Annotated in this window: 16 protein-coding genes; 8 read left to right on the top strand and 8 right to left on the bottom strand. The window is 64.8% G+C overall.

From position 1 onward, the window contains the following. Positions 1-5: 5 nt before the first annotated feature. Positions 6-467, bottom strand: coding sequence for a response regulator (locus tag VA602_RS22670; RefSeq protein ID WP_054894727.1), 462 nt, complete (start codon positions 465-467; stop codon positions 6-8). A 23-nt stretch (positions 468-490) separates the two neighbouring features. Continuing rightward, complete coding sequence (locus VA602_RS22665) at positions 491-2734, bottom strand: ATP-binding protein (protein WP_323454416.1); 2244 nt, start codon at positions 2732-2734, stop codon at positions 491-493. 305 nt (positions 2735-3039) lie between these two features. On the opposite strand from VA602_RS22665, the gene VA602_RS22660 reads away from it, so the two are divergent. The 7 genes from VA602_RS22660 to VA602_RS22630 all read left to right on the top strand — a co-directional run bounded on the left by VA602_RS22660 (position 3040) and on the right by VA602_RS22630 (position 9396). Continuing rightward, complete coding sequence (locus tag VA602_RS22660; RefSeq protein WP_323454415.1) at positions 3040-3567, top strand: Csu type fimbrial protein; 528 nt, start codon at positions 3040-3042, stop codon at positions 3565-3567. A 33-nt stretch (positions 3568-3600) separates the two neighbouring features. Continuing rightward, positions 3601-4134, top strand: coding sequence for a Csu type fimbrial protein (locus VA602_RS22655; protein ID WP_063544175.1), 534 nt, complete (start codon positions 3601-3603; stop codon positions 4132-4134). Between the two features lie 17 nt (positions 4135-4151). Then, positions 4152-4685 (top strand): Csu type fimbrial protein, encoded by a 534-nt coding sequence (locus VA602_RS22650; RefSeq protein ID WP_054894731.1) that lies wholly within the window; start codon positions 4152-4154, stop codon positions 4683-4685. 3 nt (positions 4686-4688) lie between these two features. Then, positions 4689-5192 carry a Csu type fimbrial protein gene (locus VA602_RS22645; protein WP_054894732.1) on the top strand — a complete coding sequence of 168 codons (504 nt, stop codon included), beginning with the start codon at positions 4689-4691 and terminating at the stop codon, positions 5190-5192. 51 nt (positions 5193-5243) lie between these two features. Beyond that, on the top strand, positions 5244-6023 hold the full coding sequence (locus VA602_RS22640) for a fimbrial biogenesis chaperone (protein WP_054894733.1): 780 nt from the start codon (positions 5244-5246) through the stop codon (positions 6021-6023). Between the two features lie 107 nt (positions 6024-6130). Further along, on the top strand, positions 6131-8428 hold the full coding sequence (locus VA602_RS22635; protein ID WP_323454521.1) for a fimbria/pilus outer membrane usher protein: 2298 nt from the start codon (positions 6131-6133) through the stop codon (positions 8426-8428). Next, entirely contained in the window at positions 8425-9396 is a 972-nt protein-coding gene (locus VA602_RS22630) for a Csu type fimbrial protein (protein ID WP_323454414.1), read from the top strand. The genes VA602_RS22635 and VA602_RS22630 overlap by 4 nt, the downstream gene beginning before the upstream one ends. 35 nt (positions 9397-9431) lie before the next feature. Here VA602_RS22630 and VA602_RS22625 read toward each other — a convergent pair whose 3' ends face one another. The 3 genes from VA602_RS22625 to VA602_RS22615 all read right to left on the bottom strand — a co-directional run bounded on the left by VA602_RS22625 (position 9432) and on the right by VA602_RS22615 (position 11951). Next, positions 9432-10580, bottom strand: a complete 1149-nt coding sequence (locus VA602_RS22625; protein ID WP_323454413.1) for a M14 family metallopeptidase — start codon at positions 10578-10580, stop codon at positions 9432-9434. Positions 10581-10686: 106 nt separating this feature from the next. Then, positions 10687-11202: a DUF4880 domain-containing protein gene (locus tag VA602_RS22620; RefSeq protein ID WP_200603253.1), complete on the bottom strand. Its 516-nt coding sequence runs from the start codon at positions 11200-11202 to the stop codon at positions 10687-10689. A gap of 440 nt (positions 11203-11642) precedes the next feature. Continuing rightward, entirely contained in the window at positions 11643-11951 is a 309-nt protein-coding gene (locus VA602_RS22615; RefSeq protein WP_323454412.1) for a DUF6124 family protein, read from the bottom strand. A gap of 130 nt (positions 11952-12081) precedes the next feature. Between VA602_RS22615 and VA602_RS22610 the strand changes: the two genes are divergently transcribed. Then, positions 12082-12741: a S24 family peptidase gene (locus VA602_RS22610; RefSeq protein WP_234465131.1), complete on the top strand. Its 660-nt coding sequence runs from the start codon at positions 12082-12084 to the stop codon at positions 12739-12741. 388 nt (positions 12742-13129) lie between these two features. On the opposite strand, the gene VA602_RS22605 is transcribed toward VA602_RS22610, so the two are convergent. The 3 genes from VA602_RS22605 to VA602_RS22595 are packed head-to-tail and all read right to left on the bottom strand — an operon-like array spanning position 13130 to position 17505. After that, positions 13130-15085 (bottom strand): acetyl/propionyl/methylcrotonyl-CoA carboxylase subunit alpha, encoded by a 1956-nt coding sequence (locus VA602_RS22605; protein WP_323454411.1) that lies wholly within the window; start codon positions 15083-15085, stop codon positions 13130-13132. Beyond that, positions 15082-15894 carry a gamma-carboxygeranoyl-CoA hydratase gene (locus VA602_RS22600; RefSeq protein WP_323454410.1) on the bottom strand — a complete coding sequence of 271 codons (813 nt, stop codon included), beginning with the start codon at positions 15892-15894 and terminating at the stop codon, positions 15082-15084. Before VA602_RS22600 ends, VA602_RS22605 begins: the two co-directional genes overlap by 4 nt. A gap of 3 nt (positions 15895-15897) precedes the next feature. Next, positions 15898-17505, bottom strand: coding sequence for a carboxyl transferase domain-containing protein (locus tag VA602_RS22595; RefSeq protein WP_323454409.1), 1608 nt, complete (start codon positions 17503-17505; stop codon positions 15898-15900). Positions 17506-17522: the final 17 nt, after the last annotated feature.

Here is a 17522-nt window from a genome sequence, read left to right as displayed (position 1 = left end):
CGCCTTCAGTTGCTGCCACGCCGGTTCAGGCGCAGCGAGCCGGGCGGTGGTTCGTTGAGCACGGCCCAGAACACCCCGAGCTCGGAAATGGCGGCGACGAACTCCTTGAACTCCACCGGCTTGACCACGTACGCGTTGACTCCCAGCTCATAGGCGCGCAGCAAGTCGGGTTCTTCACGCGAGGAGGTCAGCATGACGGTGGGAATGCTGCGCAGTTCTGGCGTGGCGCGCACCTCCTTGAGCACTTCCAGGCCGTCGACTTTTGGCAATTTGAGGTCGAGCAGCAGCACCGCCGGATTGCCGTCGTCGCGTGTCGCGTAGGCGTTACGCCGCAGCAGGTAGTCGAGGGCATCGGCGCCATCGCGCAGGACAATGACTTCGTTGGCCAACTGGCTGCGTTCCAGGGCCAGGAGCGTCAGCTCCAGGTCCCGGGGGTTGTCTTCGACCAGCAGGATCGGTTTGAGCATGATGAGTACGGTTACCTCAGGTGTTAACGGATGACAGGCAGGGCGAAATGGAAGGTGGCACCCTTGTCGACCTCCCCCTCGGCCCAGACTTCACCATCGTGCCGCTCGATGATGCGGCGCACGCTGGCAAGTCCGATGCCGGTGCCTTCGAAGTCTTCCATGCGGTGCAGACGCTGGAAGACGCCGAAGAGCTTGCTGGCGTAGGTCATGTCGAAGCCCACGCCATTGTCGCGCACGAAGATCTCGATTCGGTCTGCGTGCTCGTGTGCACCGATCTCGATGCGTGCAGGCTCGCGCCCGCGGGTGTATTTGATCGCGTTGGCGATCAGGTTCTGCAGCACCAGATTGATGAAGGCAGGATCGGCGATCACCTTGGGCAAGCGCGCGATCTCCCAGACAATCTCGCGGCCGCTGTAATCCGGGGCGAATTCCAGGCGGATGTTGTCGACCAGCGCATTGAGGTCGACATCCGAAAGACGCAGGGCCGAGCGGCCCATCTGCGAGAAATTGAGCAGGTTGTCCACCAGTGTGCCGGCGAAATGGGCGGCCTCGCCGATGTGCTTGAGGAAACGCTGGCCGCGTTCGGACAGACCTTCGCCCTCGACTTCGCTGAGCAGTTCGGAGTAGCCGGCGATGTGCCGCAGTGGGGCGCGCAGATCGTGGGAGACGCTGTAGGAGAAGGCCTCGAGCTCTTTGTTCGAGCGCTGCAGTTCACCGCTCAGTTGCGCCAGTTCCTCGGCCTTGCGCAGCACGATGCCCAGCACAGCGGTGCGCAGTTCAGCCACGCCATCGATGACCAACGGGTCCCAGGCGGCGCAGAAGCCGCTGACCTCTTCCTGCCAGCTGTCGAAGCTGTGCCGTGGGCTGAGGTTGCCCTGGGCGCTGACCTCCTTGAGCGGTTGGCCGGCCCAGTTGACCGTGCGCACCTGCTCGGGACGGAACCACAGCAAATAGTGCGAATGAATCTGGGAGATGGCCACCGCCAGCACGCCGCCAGCGTGTTCGGCCAGGGCGGGCAGCTCGGGGATGTCGCGGCCCAGGTTGTCGCTGCTGAACACGCCATCGTCACCGCGTCTGGACAGCCATTGCACCAGTTCATTGACCAGTGCTTCGGGCGGCGCGTGGCCGATCAGGTCGCAACGTTCGGCGCTGATGATTGCGGCACCGCTGGCGCCGACGAAATCCAGCAGCACATCGGGCAGGCTGAGCAGCCCGTCGCTGACGCTGTCGTAGTCGGCCATGGCCGAAAGCATGTGCACGATACGTTGGCGCAAGTCGAGCAGGGTGCGGGTCGCGCAGTGTGCCTCGTGGGCCTCGATCTGCAGCGACAGTACACTGCCCAGCAGTTCGCAGGCGGCGCGGGTGCGGAAATCCAGGGCGCGCGGCTGTTGGTGGTGGCAGGACACCAGCCCCCAGAGCTTGCCATCGACCATGATCGACACCGACATCGACGCCAGCGTGCCCATGTTGCGCATGTACTGCAGGTGCACGGGCGAGACGCTGCGCAGGGCCGCGAAGCTCATGTCCAGAGGCTTGCCGGTGCGAGGGTTGTGGCTGGGGATCAAGGGCGAGGCCTGGTAGTTGGCATCTTCGATCAGGCGGATACGGTTGATCTTGTACAGTTCGCGAGCCTGGCGCGGAATGTCCGAGGCAGGGAAGCACAGGCCCAGGTAGCTCGGGTAGCCGGGGTCGGCCTCTTCGGCCAGCACCTGGCCGTTGCCCTCGGTATCGAAGCGGTAGGCCTTGACCCGACCGAAACCGGTGATGCGCTTGATCTGCAGCACCGACTGCTGGAGCAGTTCCTCGATGCTCGTGGCCTGGTGCAGGCTGCTGACGAAGGCGCGCACCAGCGGATAGTAGTCGTCGTGCTCACCCAGGGCGGCGGCCGGGCGACAGGGCTCGAACTCGGCAATCAGTACCTGGTCGTGGCGGTGGGCCAGCAGGCGCAGATTATCGGTACAGGGCGCACCTTCACGCAGTTTCACGTCGCCGATGTGGAAGGGAAAGATTTCGTCTTCGGGCAGGCGCGCGAACTTGCGACGGGCATCGAAACCCTGGTCCATCAGCTCGGGCAGGGTGCAGCCGATCAGCGCCGGGGTGGGGATGCCAAGCCAGCGCTGGGCGTTCTCGCTGGCCTGCAGGATACGCAGGTCCTGTTCGTCGAGTACCAGCAGAAAGCCGTGGGGCCGGATGCTGCCTGGAATCTGGATAGGCTCCTGGGCGCAGCGTTCCACGGCTTGATCGAAGGCGTTCTGGGCGGTGGTCAAGAAAAGCTCTCCCGTCGTGGCCGCAAGCGGTGGCCATAAGCGTCTGGCACAGGTCGTGCACTGTGCAAGGTATCAGAAAGTCAGCGTTTTCGCCGGGGTTATGGCCATTTGAGGGCTATTGCTCGGGGAGGTTCTACGTGAGATTGAAATTTGTATAAGTTCCCCACCTCAGCCCTAGGGCGAGGCTTAGCCGAGGGCTGAGCTTAGCCGAGGGCTGAGGGGTCGAGAAATTTCCCACGCGCTAGCAGGATCCAATCCTACTGCTACGCTCAGAACAGCACAGGGAACACTGGAAGGGATATTCGGTGACGGAGCGCTTGCTGGCCTCGCTGTTGGGCCTGTTGTTGAGTGGTAGTGCCGTAGCGGCGGATTTTCTCGTCGAAGTGCGGGTCCAGGTGCAGCGAGGCTGCATGCTGGTTAACCAACCGCGCGACGCGGGTGCGCAGGCCCTGGGTCGAATCGACCTGGGCAGTGCCGCGCGCCTGGACGGTCCTGATGCGCCACTGAGCGGCGTACTGCTTGCCCAACGCCCGCCACGCCTGGAATGCAATCCCGATACGCCGTATCAGGTCAGGGTCGATGGCGGCCAGCATGGTGGGGTAGGCGAGGTGCGTTATCTGGGCGGCAATGATCGGCAACTGCGCCCAATCCCTTATCGTCTCTATCGCGACGCTGCCTGGCGTGAGCCGCTGGCCGTGGACGTCGCACAATCGGCGCGGGTGCCGGACAGCGGCTCGGTGGAACTCCCGCTGTATGCCCGCATCGACCGTCTGGTCTGGGTACCGAAAGCCGGTCTGTATACCGACCTGCTCAAAGTCACGGTCACCTGGTAGGGAGCGGATCCACATGCACAAGGACGCGCCGACATGAACCGTACCTCATTGCTGCTGCTGACCCTCGGGCCTTTGTTGCTGCCCGGCACCTCGGCGCATGGCAGCACCACCGGGTTCATCCAGGCACGGCTGGTGATCAGCAGCGCCTGCCAGATCAGCAGCGACCAGCAACCGGCCACCCTTGGCAATCCCGGACTGATGGACTTCGGCGCACAGGGGCCGACCTGGGACGGGCCGTTGCGCACCCGTGTCGACGAGGCGGGCGGGCAGGGCAGCCTGCAGATCAGTTGCACGCCTCAGGTGCGTGCGTTCAGCGTACGCATCGACGAAGGCCTCAATGGCGGTGGCGGCGTACGCCAACTGAGCAATGGCCGTGAGCTGATCCCTTATCAACTGGCCGTCGACCCTGGTGGCAACAGCCGCTATGGCATCGGCCAGGCCCGTACTTTCACCATCCAAGGCACCGAGCAGGTGCCCGTCCCGATCTACGGTGTGGTGGTCGCGCAGCCGCGCGCGCTGCCGGCCGGGCTGTACCGCGACACCCTTCGAGTAACCCTGGACTGGTAACACGCAAGGAGATCCCTATGGCAAGCACATCGATCCGCTGCATCCTCACCGCCCTGGGTCTTGCCCTGGCGGCCCAGGCCCAGGCGGCCACCGTGACCGGGACGATCAACTCGACCCTGACGTTGATCTCGGCCTGTCAGGTCAATGGCAGCGCCGGCACCTCCGGACTCAATTTCGGTAGCCTGAACTTCGGCACCCAGGATGCTCTGTTCACCACTGCCAATGGCCAGGTGCTCGGTGGCGGCGGCGGGGCCATGAGCATTCTCTGCTCGGCTGGCACCGTGCCGGCGATACGTGTGCGGGCCGGTGCCCACGACGGAGCCTCCAGCGGCGGGACGCGCGCGTTGGCCGATGGGGCTGGCAACTTCGTGCCGTACGACTTCTACACCGACACCGGTCGTACGCAACTGCTGGCCATCGACGGCACCATCACCCTGCCGACCAGCACGGGTGTCGCCCAGACCGTCAATCTGTACGGCCAGGCGCGCGGCAAGGCGGGCCTGCCGGCCGGGGTGTACACCGACACGGTCGCGGTCGAGCTGACCTTCTGACCCATGCGCGGTTGGCCCCACGCACTGCTGGCGGGCCTGTGGCTGGTGTGGACGCTGCCCTCGACGGCAGCGACCACCAGTACCTTCCAGGTCAGCGCGCAGATCACCGCAGGCTGCCTGGTGGTCGGCGGCGTGAGCGCCTACGGCGTACTCGATTTCGGCACCCAGTCGGCGCTGTCTACCGCCACCCTGAGCACCGCGCTGGGCGGCACCACGGTGACCTTTCAATGTACGCCGGGCGTGACACTGAGCATGAGCCTCGATGGCGGGCAGAACAGTGCCAGCGGCACGCGCAATCTCAAGCGCAGTGGCGGCACGCAGTTGGTGGCCTACCAGCTGTTTCGCGATGCGGCGTTGAGCCAGGCCCTGACCATCGGTACCAGCGTGCCGGTGAGCTATAGCGATCCGACGGCGATCAAGTTGCCGGTGTATGGCCGCATCCAGTTGCCCGGCAATGTGCCGGCGGGGACCTACACCGATGTAGTGCAAGTGACAGTGACCTGGTGACGGTGATCCGCACGTTCAGGCACGGCTATCGACAAGACAGAGGAGAGCGGCATGGGGGCAGGGGCGAACACGGCGCGGAACATCATCATCGGGGCATTGCTGCTGGCGAGCCTGCCGGTGGCAGCAGCGACGTCGGTGCTGATCTGGCCGATCGATCCGGTGCTCGAGGCCGACCAGAAGGCCGGCGCGCTATGGCTGGAGAACCGCGGTAGCGCGCCTGCCAGCCTGCAAGTGCGGGTGTTCGCCTGGCGTCAGGGCGATTATCAGGAGCAGTTCCAGGCGCAGCGCGAGATCATCGGCAGTCCCCCTGTGGCCAATATTCCGCCAGGTCAGAAGCAACTGATCCGGCTGACCCGCACGGGTACCTCGCCGGTGGGCCAGGAGCAAGCCTACCGGATCATCATCGACGAGATCCCCTCGCCAACTCCGCCCGATAGCAATACCGAAGGGCCGAAGGCAGCCATTCGCCTGCAGATGCGCTATTCGGTCCCGCTGTTCGTGTATGGCGAAGGCCTGTGGGGCAAGCCCGACCCCGAGGGCAAGCGTAGCGCCGAAGGTGTCGGCAAGCCTCAATTGAGCTGGCGTGCAGTGACGGTACAGGGCAAGCCGTATGTCGAGCTGCGCAACACCGGGCCGGTGCATGCGCGCCTCACCGATGTGGTGCTGCAGCAAGGGGGCCAGCAGAAACCGCTGGTCGAGGGTTTGCTGGGTTATGTGCTGCCGGGGGCCAGCATGCGCTGGCCGGCACCGGCCGCACTGGGCGCAAGCAGCGTGCTGAAGGGACGGGTCAATGGCCAGGAGGTGGCTCAGGCCATCAGCCAAGGGCAGTGACCTGCAAATGCGGGTAGTGGAGGGGCCAGGGAGGACCCGCCGATGGTTGGAAACCGTGTGTGAGTGGCTGGCGGCGAGCGGCGCGCCGGTGGTGGCTGGGCCTGGCGATGTTCGGGCCGGTGTTTGGCGTGGCGGGCGATCTGCCGCCACCCCCGGCAGAGAGCACGGCGATTGCCGATGCCTCCCTGTACCTGGATCTGTTGGTGAACCAGGTGCCCAAGGCTGAGCTGGTGCCGGTACAGCAGCGCGCTGGGCGACTGTATGTGGCCAGCGATGCGCTGCGTGCGGCGGGCATCCTGGTGCCGGGCGATCCTCAAGGCGAGGTGGCGCTGGAGGGTATCGCCGGCCTGCATGTGGACTACGACAGCCAAAACCAGCGCCTGCTGCTGCAGGTGCCGCCGGCCTGGCTGCCCGACCAGCAGTTCGGCGGGCGCAACCTGTACCCGGCCAGCGATGCGCGCAGCAGTTTCGGTGCCTTGCTCAACTACGATCTGTACCTGAACGACACCGATGATGCTGGCACCTATCTTGCCGCCTGGAACGAGCTGCGGGTGTTCGACAGTTGGGGCACCTTCTCCACCACCGGGCAGTGGCGTGAATCGTTCAACGGCGCGCCTAACAATCAGAGCCGCGAAGGTTTCCTGCGCTACGACACCACCTGGCGTTTCACCGACGAGCAGCGCCTGTTGACCTACGAGGCAGGCGATCTGGTCACCAGCGCCTTGCCCTGGAGCAGCTCGGTGCGGGTCGGCGGCTTGCAGGTGTCCCGCGACTTCGCCGCCCGCCCGGATCTGGTCACCTATCCGCTGCCGGCCTTTGCGGGCGAGGCGGCGGTACCCACTTCGCTGGACCTGTTCATCAACGGCTACAAGACCAGCACCACCGATCTGCAACCTGGGCCCTACACCCTCACCAACGTGCCGTTCATCAACGGTGCTGGCGAAGCCGTGGTGGTGACCACCGATGCGCTCGGGCGCCAGGTCTCGACGACCTTGCCGTTCTACGTGACCAGCAGCTTGCTGGCCGAGGGGCTGTCGGACTTTTCGGTGGCTGCCGGCAGCCTGCGTCGCGACTATGCCGTGAAGGATTTCGGCTACGGGCCGGCGGTTGCCTCGGCGAGCCTGCGCCATGGTGTGTCCGACTACTTCACCCTCGAGACCCATGCCGAAACGGCCGAGTCGATGATGCTCGGTGGCCTGGGGGGCAACCTGCGCCTGGGAACCTTCGGTGTGCTCAACGCCGCCGTGGCGCAGAGTCGTTTCGAGGGCGACACCGGGCAGCAGGTGGCCTTGGGTTACCAGTACAACAGCCGGCGTATCGGCTTCAATTACCAGCGGATCGAGCGGCATGGCGACTACGCCGACCTGACGTTGGTCGACAACCCCTACACCCGCCTGAGCACCCGTAGCGAGCAGGCGACCGTAAGCCTGAACCTGGATCGCTACGGCAGCGTCGGTGCTGGCTATTTCGACGTACGCGCAGGGGATGGCTCGCGCACGCGGCTGATCAACCTGAGCTGGAGCAAGCCGTTGTGGCGCAACAGCAGCCTGTACCTGTCGGCCAACCGCGATGTCGGTGACAGCCAGTGGGCGGTGCAGGCACAGCTGGTGGTCCCGTTCGACACCCATGGCACCCTGGCCTTCAGCGCCGAGCGCAGCAAGGACGGCCAAGACCTGCAGCGGGTCAACTACAGCCGCGCAGTGCCGGTGGGTGGCGGTGTGGGGTACAACCTTGGCTATGCCAATGGTGGTGATCGCGGCGCCTATCGGCAGGCCGATGTCACCTGGCGCCTGCAATCCGTGCAGCTGCAGGCGGGGGTCTACGGCAGCAGCGACGAGATGACGCGCTGGGCCGATGCCAGCGGCTCGCTGGTGCTGATGGACTCGGGCATGTTCGCCGCCAACCGTATCGATGATGCTTTCGTGGTGGTCAGCACCAGTGGCTACGCCGATGTGCCGGTGCGCTACGAAAACCAGGTGGTCGGTCGCACCGACCGCAATGGCCGCCTATTGGTGCCTTACAGCAGCGGCTACTACCGCGGCAAGTACGAGATCGACCCCATGGAGCTGCCCGCCGATGTGCTGGCATCGACGGTCGAGCAACGCGTCGCGGTGCGTCGGGGCAGTGGCTATCTGTTGGAATTCCCGCTCAAGCGGGTGCTGGCAGCGAGCATCGTGCTGGTCGATGCCAACCAGCATGAGCTCAAGCTGGGCAGTCGGGTCAGGGACACCCAGAGCGGCGGCGAGGCCGTGGTGGGCTGGGATGGCCTGGTCTACCTGGAGAACCTCTCGGCGCACAATCGCTTGCAGGTGGACGTTGCCGATGGCGGGCAGTGCCAGGTCGAATTCGACTTGCCTGAAGGGGAGGGGCCGATTCCGCTGATCGGCCCACTGGTGTGCCGATGAACGCCCTGGGCAGGGTTGTGCTGGGGGTCGGCCTGTCTGCCGTTTGCGCTCAGGCGTGGTCGGCCTGTTCGCTGGGGGCCACTGTACCGGCGTCCTTCGGCACGATCAATTCGACGCTGGTGCGCACCACGGTGCAGCCGGCTTCGACTACCAATGCCGGGCTGTCGTGCACCGGTTCGTTGTTGTCGCTGTTGACCAGCAACGACCATTTCTACGCCACCATCACCTCCACCCGCACGGGCTTGGTCGGGCCGACGGGCGATGTCATCCCCTATACGATCTACGCCAACAACACCACCAACTTTCCGATCAGCCGCGGCACGCGTTTCGATTTCGCCCCCAACGGCATCATCGACGCCCTGGGGCTGCTCAACGGGACATCGCCCAAGTCGGTGCCGCTGTACCTGCGCACCGTGGTCGGTGCCAACGTTGCGGCTGGCGTCTACACCGAGACCCTGTCGATCTTCTGGGACTGGAACTATTGCTCAGGCATCGGTCTGGGCAATATCTGCCTGGGGCGGGACATCGGCAGCGGCACGCAGACCCTGACAGTGACACTGACCGTCAGCAACGACTGCCAGATCACCACCCCCAACATCAGTTTCGCCAGTGCGCCGGTGGTGGCCGGGTTCGCGACGGTGAACCAGAGCATCAACATCGCCTGTACCAAAGGCAGCAACTATACGGTCGGTCTGGACGATGGGCAGAATGTGTCGGCCGGGCGTCGGCGGATGAAGTCCACGGCGAACAACTACCTGGCGTACGACATCTTCAAGAGCGCCGGCACCGTGCGCTGGGGTTCGGTGGGCGCGGCCCGGCGCGCGAGCAGCGACGCCAACGTCAACCCTGGCGCCGGCACAGGGACCGGCAGCCAGGTGTTCAACTACAACGCCAAGGTCTACACCGACCAGGCGACGCCGCCTGCGGCGACCTACACAGACAGCGTGATTCTCGATGTGCAGTTCTGAGGTGCCCGGCGGGCAAGCCTGCGCGGTGCAGGTGATCAGCGCAGGTCCTTGACCATGCTTTCCAGCGTTTCCAGCACGGCGCCTGCCAGGGCCTTGGAGCGTGCGCCAGACCAGCCGCAGCGGGCATCGGGGTTGTCGTCGTGGTCCTTGAACGGCATTTCCAAGGTCAGCGACAGGCAGTCGTAGGTCTGCCCGACCGCATTGCAGGCCAGCGTCATGTTCGCTTGGCCAGGCTGGTCGCGGGTGTAGCCGTGCACGGTCTGGAAGTCCTTGGTCACGCTGCACAGGGTGCTGCGAAACTGCTCCTCCAGCCTGGCGATGCGCGGTGTGTAGCCGGGGTTGCCTTCGCAGGCTGCGGTGAACACATGGGGTATTTCCTCGTCGCCGTGCACATCGATGAAGGCATCGACGCCGTGCAGTTTCATCTGGCTCTGGGCGAAGAACACTTCCGGGCTCAGCTCGACGCTCGCATCCTGCCAGGCGCGGTTGAGGTCCTTGCCCTTGAAGTTGGTGCGCAGGTGGCCGAGAAAGGCGCCATCAGGGTTCATGTTGGGAATCAGGTACAGGTCAGCTTCGGCAAGCAGGCGCTGGAGCGTCGCATCGTTGCCTTCGAGACAATCGATCACGCCTTCCATGAACCACTCGGCCATGTGCTCGCCGGGGTGCTGCTGGGCGATCAGCCACAGCTTGCGCTTTGCGCCCGCGCCTTTGCTGGCGCGCAGCAGAGGAATGTCGCGGCCCTGGACGCTACGTCCACTGGCCAGCAACTCGACGCCGGGAATCTTCAGCGCGCGCTCGATCAACTGATTGTGGCGTGCGCGCGGATAGGGCTCGAAGTAGGCGAACCAGGCCTCTGGCTGCTCGGCCGTGAAATCGAACGCCAGGGCTTTGCCGTCGAAGCTGCTGGGGACGCGGAACCAGTTCTGCTGGTCGTACGACGCCACGGCGTGGTAGCCGTCCCAAGCGTTCTTGTAGGAGGACTCATGGGCGTTGTCGAGGCTGAAGCGGTGGGTCTGCCCCAGCGTCAGGCCGCTCACCTTGAAATGGAACCACTGGAAGTGGCCGCTATTGGTGTCGGGACGGATGGCCAGGCGCACCAGGCGCGGGTCATTGGCATCCAGTACCTGGATATTGCCGGAATCGAAATCGCAGTCGATCTGCAGTGGGGACAGCGTCACGGTCATTGCCAGACTCCTGTGGCTTTGTTGTGACGCTACTGTAGCTCAACGACAGGTGGGGTGTCTGTGCTGGCCCCTCACGCAACAAACCCTCGCGCGCAGCGCTGGCGTATCAGCCGAGCAGGCCGAAGGCGATCAATGCGACAACGCCCAGGCCGACGGCGATCGAACACCCACCCATCGAGAGTGCTGCGCGGCCATTGCGATATCCGCCATCCTGGCCCAACTGGCGGGCTGGAGCCAGCAGGCTGCGCCAGCGCAATTCGGTCTGCTCGAAGGCCTGCAGATGCTCTGGCGCGGCGTCCAGCCAGCGACGGAAGTCGATGCGTTCGCAAGTGGTCGCTTCCGGGCTTTGCAGGCGTACGTACCATTGCCCGGCAATGCTGGCCAGCGGTTCGCCACGCGGTAATGCGCTTTGCAGGGCCTGGAAGAGATGGCGCTCGACGGTCAGCAGGGGCAGGTCGAGACGGGCAGCAATGTCAGCGATGCCGAGCTGGTCGAGGCGGCTGAGCAGAAACACCTGCTGAACCCGGCGCGGCAAGCGCTTCAGGCCATGCAGCAGCGCGTCTTCGGTAGGCGTATGGACGACTTGCGGGCCATGCTCGAGGGGCAGCAGCAGACGGGTCATGGACGGCTCCTTGCGCGAGAAGAGGGGGAGAGGGGGCATCCTCCCTGATGCGCAGGCAGCTTAATCTTAACGAGATTGATTCTCAAGTGCTGTTTGCGCAAAACGCTGTAACACGCATTCACGAATTGACACACCTTTGCTATCATCGCGGCCATTCAATGCGGTAACCCTTCTTCATTAGCCTGAAGAGCCAAAAAAAATGACCCGGCAAAAAGCCGGGTCAAAAACCGTGATTAGCCTGATGAGGAGATAATCTGAGCGCCCGACCTGAGGGCTCCAGGTTATCCAGCGGGTCTCGCGACCTGCTGAGTGCAATAATAATCGTTATCATTTGCAAGTCAAATGATTTTTCTGTCTTCCAGAAAAATAATTTCCTGTGCGCTTCCTCTGTCCGGCAACCGGGCAATGTTCACTACCCGGCCATCACGTACTCCCGTCTCTCATAGCCCCTGTGGCGCTTGCCGTTGCTCCAGCATCGCGCGGGCCATGTTCACCATATGCATCAGTGCGAACAGCACCTCTCGGGTCGTGCCCTGTTGGTGGCTGCCGGTTTGCTGTGCCGTGGCGGCTGCGCAGCGCAACAAGGCCAAAGCGTGCGCGTTGGCCTGCTCGGGGGAGACCTCGTCGCGCAGCCGCCAGGGCATGCTGTCGATGCTGGTGTGCGGTGGTGTTGGGTTGAGGTAGTAGTCGAGCGCGCGACGCGCGGCTTCGCCGTCCAAATCCTTTTCTGGATGTGTCATCGGTTTCATCCTGTTACCTGTTGAGCGTGATAGGGAAATCAGTACACTCGAATACTAATACGAAAAGTACTCATGACTATCAGATTAATAATACAATATGTGTATTGAGCGCTGATGGGCAGTCCGTATCGTGCGGGCGATGGAAAAATGGATCGCGCTGGTCAAGCAAAGGATGCGAGAGCTGGGGCTTTCGCAGGAGCAACTCGCCGAACGCGTTGGGGTGACCCAGGGCGGTGTTGGCCATTGGCTGCGCGGCACTCGCCAGCCGAAGGTGGGCATGATGAACCAGGTCCTGCAGGCCCTGGGCATGGCGCACCTGCATGTTTCGCTGCGCATGGTACGCATTGACCAACTGGCCGAACGCAATGGCACCTATGCGGCCGAGGCAGGCGGGGATGACGACGACCTGCAGCAGTACATCATGTGCTTCCGCTACCCCGTGCTGGCCTGGACCGAGCTGGACGGGCCGTGGCCCGAGGGTTGCATCGTCTATGAGCAGACCGACTATGCGGCGCTGGGCAAGGCCTTCTGGTTGCCGGTCGAAGGCGACCTGATGAGCGCAGCCACTGGCCCCAGCGTGCCCGAGCAGATGCTGGTGCTGGTGGATCCGGGCGTGCCGGCGGCGCCAGGCAAGCTGGTGATCGCCCGGCAGAAGGGCACCTCGGCGATGTTCCGGCAACTGGTCGAGGATGGCGGGCAGCGGTACCTCAAGCCTTTGAACCCGACCTACCCGAAGCTGCTGTGCGGCGAGGATTTCGAAGTGCTGGGCGTGGTGGTGAGGTCGCACGGGCGGCATTGATCCCGCCCGGTGTTCCTGCAGGGGCGGCACACGGCCTACAAAGGTTCAAAATCGGCCAGTCTCCTGTGGGAACGGGTTTACCCGCGAAAAAGACACCGCGCTGCCTGGCACGGGCTACGCCCGTGTTCGCGGGTAAACCCGCTCCCACAGTGGATTGGGCTGACCTTTGGATTTTGAATAAGACAGTCGCCCCTGCAAGAGCTCCGCAACTTCTGAATACTGCGGTGTTGCCTGTGGGAGCGGGCTTGTCCCGCGATCACCGGCGTAGCCGGTGCCATGCAGCGTGGCGTCTGCTTCGAGGGACAAGTCGCCGCGGCGAACCGCCGCTTTCACAAGGGATTAGGCTGGCCTTTGGATTTTGAACAAGACAGTTACTCCCGCAGGGCCCTCAGCGCTCCTCCAGTTCCACCAGCACCCTCCCTTCGCTGACCATATCGCCCTCCTGGCAGAACAGCGCCTTCACTGTCCCCGCCTGCGGCGCACGAATACTGTGCTCCATCTTCATGGCCTCCAGCACTACCAGCGCTGTTCCGGCTTCCACCGTCTGGCCCGCTTCGACCAGCACGCGCACGATGCTGCCGTTCATGGGCGCGCCCAGACCGCCCTGATGGCTATGGCTGGCCTCGGCGGCGGCAATCGGGTCGAACGCCGTGACCGCGTGCAGTTCGCCCGCCCATTGCAGGTACAGCACCCCTTCGCGACGAATGGCCAGGTAGCGCCGACGCAGGCCATCCTGATCCTGCACCAAGTGCTCGCCGAGCAGTTGGAATGCCGAGGGCGCGCTGTTCTGCAGCGCCACGGCCTGGTCCTGACCGTCGCATGAAAGATGCAGGCTGCTGCGAGCCGGCAGGCCCAGGCGCAAGCCATTGTTGTGGGCCCAGGGCGAGTCACCGTCGTCTGCGCGCCGCCGTGGTGAGCCGCTCTGCAGCCAGGCTTCGGCAGCGGCTTGCCAGAACATCGCCGGGCGCTCGCCCGTGGCGGGCAGCAGCACCTCGTGATGACGACCAATGAAGCCGGTGTCCAGTTCGGCGGCGGCGAAGGCCGGATGGGCGAGGATGCGCCGCAGGAAGGCAATATTGGTTTTCAAGCCGCCGATGGCGAACTCGTCGAGCATGGCCAGCAGGCGCAAACGCGCCTGTTCGCGATCCTGCCCCCAGGCGATCAGCTTGCCCAGCATCGGGTCGTAGAACGGCGAGATCACATCGCCCTCGCTGACCCCGCTGTCGACCCGACGCCCTTCGCCTGGCGCCGATTCGCGGTACAGCGCCAGGGTGCCGGTGGCCGGCAGGAAGTCATTGGCCGGATCTTCCGCATACAGCCGCACCTCGATGGCATGGCCGACCAGCGGCACCTGCTCCTGGGTGATCGGCAATGCCTCGCCGCAAGCCACACGGATCTGCCAGGCCACCAGGTCCAGCCCGGTGATCGCCTCGGTGACCGGGTGTTCGACCTGCAGGCGGGTGTTCATTTCCATGAAGAAGAACTCGCCGCGGGCATCGAGCAGGAACTCTACCGTGCCTGCACCGACATAACCGATCGCCTGGGCTGCGCGCACCGCAGCCTCGCCCATGGCTTGGCGCAGTTGCGCCGACAAGCCTGGAGCCGGTGCCTCTTCGACAACCTTCTGGTGGCGACGCTGGATCGAGCAGTCGCGCTCGTTGAGATACAGGCAGTGGCCATGTTGGTCGGCGAACACCTGGATTTCCACGTGCCGAGGCTTGAGCACGTACTTTTCCACCAACATCCGTGCATCGCCGAACGACGACTGCGCCTCGCGCTGTGCCGAGGCCAGAGCGTCGGCCAGCTCGCTCTCTTGCTCGACCACCTTCATGCCCTTGCCACCCCCGCCGGCACTGGCCTTGAGCAGCACCGGATAACCAATGCGCTCGGCAGCGGCGCGGAAGGTCTCCAGGTCCTGGGCATCACCATGGTAGCCGGGCACCAGCGGCACCCCGGCAGCTTCCATCAGGGCCTTGGCCGCCGACTTGCTGCCCATGGCATCGATGGCGCTGGCCGGTGGGCCGAGGAAGATCAGCCCGGCCTGCTCGATGGCGCGGGCAAAGCCTGCGTTCTCGGAAAGAAAACCGTAGCCGGGATGAATCGCCTGTGCACCACTGGCCTTGGCTGCAGCGATGAGCTTGTCGATCACCAGGTAGCTGTCGGCGGCCTTGGTGCCGCCCAGGTCGACGCGGATATCGGCCTCGCGGCTGTGCCGGGCGTCACGGTCGGTGGCGCTGTGCACCGCGACGGTGGTCAGGCCCATGGCCTTGGCGGTGCGCATCACCCGGCAGGCGATCTCGCCGCGGTTGGCGACCAGCAGGGTGGTCAGCGTGGGGTGGCTCATGGGCGAGGTTCCTTGTCGACAGGCTGCCAGGCGGGGCGGCGTTTTTCCAGGAAGGCGCTCAGGCCCTCCTGGCCTTCGGGGCTGACGCGAATGCGGGCGATGGCGTTCTCGGTGTAACGACGCAGGGCAGGGCTCAGCTCGCCGTCGTCCACCTCGCGCAGCAGGTCCTTGGTGGCACGCAGGGCCTGCGGGCTGTTGAGCAGCAGGTTGTCGATCCAGGCCTGGACCTGGCTGTCCAGTTCGCTGGCGGGGTACACCTCGGCCAGCAGGCCCAGTTCGCGGGCGCGCGCACCGCTGAAGCGCTCGGCGGTCAGGGCATAGCGGCGTGCGGCGCGTTCACCGATGGCCTTGACCACGAACGGACTGATCACCGCCGGTGCCAGGCCGATGCGTACCTCCGAAAGACACAGCTGTGCGTCCTCGGTGCCGATGGCCATGTCGCAGCAACTGATCAGGCCCAGCGCTCCACCGAATGCGGCGCCCTGGACCACTGCCAGGGTCGGCGTCTTCAGGCGATGCAACGCATACATCAACTCGCCCAGTTCATGGGCGTCGTCCAGGTTGGTATTGAAATCCAGCTGCGCCGACTGCCGCATCCAGGCCAGGTCTGCTCCGGCGCTGAAGTGCCGGCCACGGCCACGCAGCAGCACGACGCGCAGGCTGGGGTCCTCACCCAGTCGGTCGATGGCAACGATCAGCTCGCGAATCATCTGGGCGTTGAAGGCGTTGTTCTTGTCTTCCCGGCTCAGCCACAGGGTGGCGAAGCCGCGAGGATCCTTTATCACTTCGAGGGTGGCAAAATCGCTCATGGGTCACATCCGGAAAATGCCGAAGCGGCTCTGTTCGATCGGGGCGTTCAGCGCGGCGGACAAGGCAAGGCCCAGCACTTCACGGGTTTGCGCCGGGTCGATGACGCCGTCATCCCACAGCCGGGCGCTGGAGTAGTAGGGGTGGCCCTGGCGCTCGTACTGGTCGAGGATCGGCTGCTTGAGCTTCTTCTCGTCATCGGCGCTGAACACTTCGCCACTGCGTTCACTCTGCTCGCGCTTGACCTGGGCCAGCACGCCGGCGGCCTGTTCGGCGCCCATCACGCCGATCCGCGCGTTGGGCCACATCCACAAGAAGCGCGGATCGTAGGCGCGCCCGCACATGCCGTAGTTGCCAGCACCGAAGCTGCCGCCGATGATCACCGTGAACTTCGGCACCTGGGCGCAGGCCACTGCGGTCACCAGCTTGGCGCCGTGCTTGGCGATGCCGCCTTCCTCGTATTTCTTGCCGACCATGAACCCTGTGATGTTCTGCAGGAACAGCAGCGGGATGCCGCGCTGGCAGGCCAGTTCGATGAAGTGCGCGCCTTTTTGCGCGGCTTCGGCGAAGAGGATGCCGTTGTTGGCCAGGATCGCCACCGGATAGCCGTGCAGGTGAGCGAAACCGCACACCAGGGTGGTGCCGAACAGGGCCTTGAATTCATCGAACACCGAACCGTCGACCAGCCGCGCGATCACCTCGCGCACGTCGAACGGATGCTTGGCGTCAGCCGGGACCACGCCATACAGCTCTTGCGCGCCATACAACGGAGCAACCGGCGCCTGGCATTGCAGCTTGCCCTGCTTGTGCCAGTTGAGGTTGGCGACGCTGCGCCGGGCGATGGCCAGGGCGTGTTCATCGTTGTCGGCATAGTGGTCGGCCACACCGCTGGTGCGGCAATGCACCTCGGCGCCGCCCAGCTCTTCGGCGCTCACCACCTCGCCGGTGGCGGCCTTCACCAGCGGCGGGCCGGCGAGGAAGATAGTCGCCTGCTGGCGCACCATGATCGCCTCGTCGGCCATGGCCGGCACATAGGCGCCACCTGCGGTGCACGAGCCCATCACCCCGGCGATCTGCGGGATCCCCAGGGCGCTCATGTTGGCCTGGTTGAAGAAGATCCGCCCGAAGTGCTCGCGGTCGGGGAACACCTCGTCCTGGCGCGGCAGGTTGGCGCCGCCGGAGTCGACCAGGTAGATGCACGGCAGGCGGTTCTGCAGGGCGATGGTCTGCGCGCGCAGGTGTTTCTTCACGGTCAGCGGGTAGTAGGAGCCGCCTTTGACCGTGGCGTCGTTGGCCACGATCATGCACTCGACCCCTTCGACGCGGCCGATGCCCGCGATCACGCCTGCTGCCGGTACGTCTTCGCCATACACTTCATGGGCGGCGAGCTGGCCGATCTCGAGAAACGCCGAGCCCGGGTCGAGCAGGCGGTCGATGCGCTCGCGCGGCAGCAACTTGCCACGCGAAGTGTGGCGCTGCTGGGCCTTGGGCCCGCCGCCCTGGCTGACCTGGGCCAGCAGGGTGCGCAGGGCATCGACCTGTTCGAGCATGGCCGCGCTGTTGCTGGCGAACTCCGCCGAGCGCGGGTTGATCTGGGTGTGCAAGGTAGCCATGGACGCCAGTTCCTTGT

The organism is Pseudomonas machongensis, assembly GCF_034961125.1.
GTDB lineage: Bacteria > Pseudomonadota > Gammaproteobacteria > Pseudomonadales > Pseudomonadaceae > Aquipseudomonas > Aquipseudomonas machongensis.
This window is presented reverse-complemented; position numbering and strand designations above follow the sequence as displayed.

What these genes read in the sequence shown, in the direction of transcription:
- VA602_RS22670 (WP_054894727.1), bottom strand. Translation starts at nt 467, where the DNA reads ATGCTCAAACCGATCCTGCTGGTCGAAGACAACCCCCGGGACCTGGAG.
- VA602_RS22655 (WP_063544175.1), top strand. Translation starts at nt 3,601, where the DNA reads ATGAACCGTACCTCATTGCTGCTGCTGACCCTCGGGCCTTTGTTGCTG.
- VA602_RS22650 (WP_054894731.1), top strand. Translation starts at nt 4,152, where the DNA reads ATGGCAAGCACATCGATCCGCTGCATCCTCACCGCCCTGGGTCTTGCC.
- VA602_RS22645 (WP_054894732.1), top strand. Translation starts at nt 4,689, where the DNA reads ATGCGCGGTTGGCCCCACGCACTGCTGGCGGGCCTGTGGCTGGTGTGG.
- VA602_RS22640 (WP_054894733.1), top strand. Translation starts at nt 5,244, where the DNA reads ATGGGGGCAGGGGCGAACACGGCGCGGAACATCATCATCGGGGCATTG.
- VA602_RS22635 (WP_323454521.1), top strand. Translation starts at nt 6,131, where the DNA reads ATGTTCGGGCCGGTGTTTGGCGTGGCGGGCGATCTGCCGCCACCCCCG.
- VA602_RS22630 (WP_323454414.1), top strand. Translation starts at nt 8,425, where the DNA reads ATGAACGCCCTGGGCAGGGTTGTGCTGGGGGTCGGCCTGTCTGCCGTT.
- VA602_RS22625 (WP_323454413.1), bottom strand. Translation starts at nt 10,580, where the DNA reads ATGACCGTGACGCTGTCCCCACTGCAGATCGACTGCGATTTCGATTCC.
- VA602_RS22620 (WP_200603253.1), bottom strand. Translation starts at nt 11,202, where the DNA reads ATGACCCGTCTGCTGCTGCCCCTCGAGCATGGCCCGCAAGTCGTCCAT.
- VA602_RS22615 (WP_323454412.1), bottom strand. Translation starts at nt 11,951, where the DNA reads ATGAAACCGATGACACATCCAGAAAAGGATTTGGACGGCGAAGCCGCG.
- VA602_RS22610 (WP_234465131.1), top strand. Translation starts at nt 12,082, where the DNA reads ATGGAAAAATGGATCGCGCTGGTCAAGCAAAGGATGCGAGAGCTGGGG.
- VA602_RS22605 (WP_323454411.1), bottom strand. Translation starts at nt 15,085, where the DNA reads ATGAGCCACCCCACGCTGACCACCCTGCTGGTCGCCAACCGCGGCGAG.
- VA602_RS22600 (WP_323454410.1), bottom strand. Translation starts at nt 15,894, where the DNA reads ATGAGCGATTTTGCCACCCTCGAAGTGATAAAGGATCCTCGCGGCTTC.
- VA602_RS22595 (WP_323454409.1), bottom strand. Translation starts at nt 17,505, where the DNA reads ATGGCTACCTTGCACACCCAGATCAACCCGCGCTCGGCGGAGTTCGCC.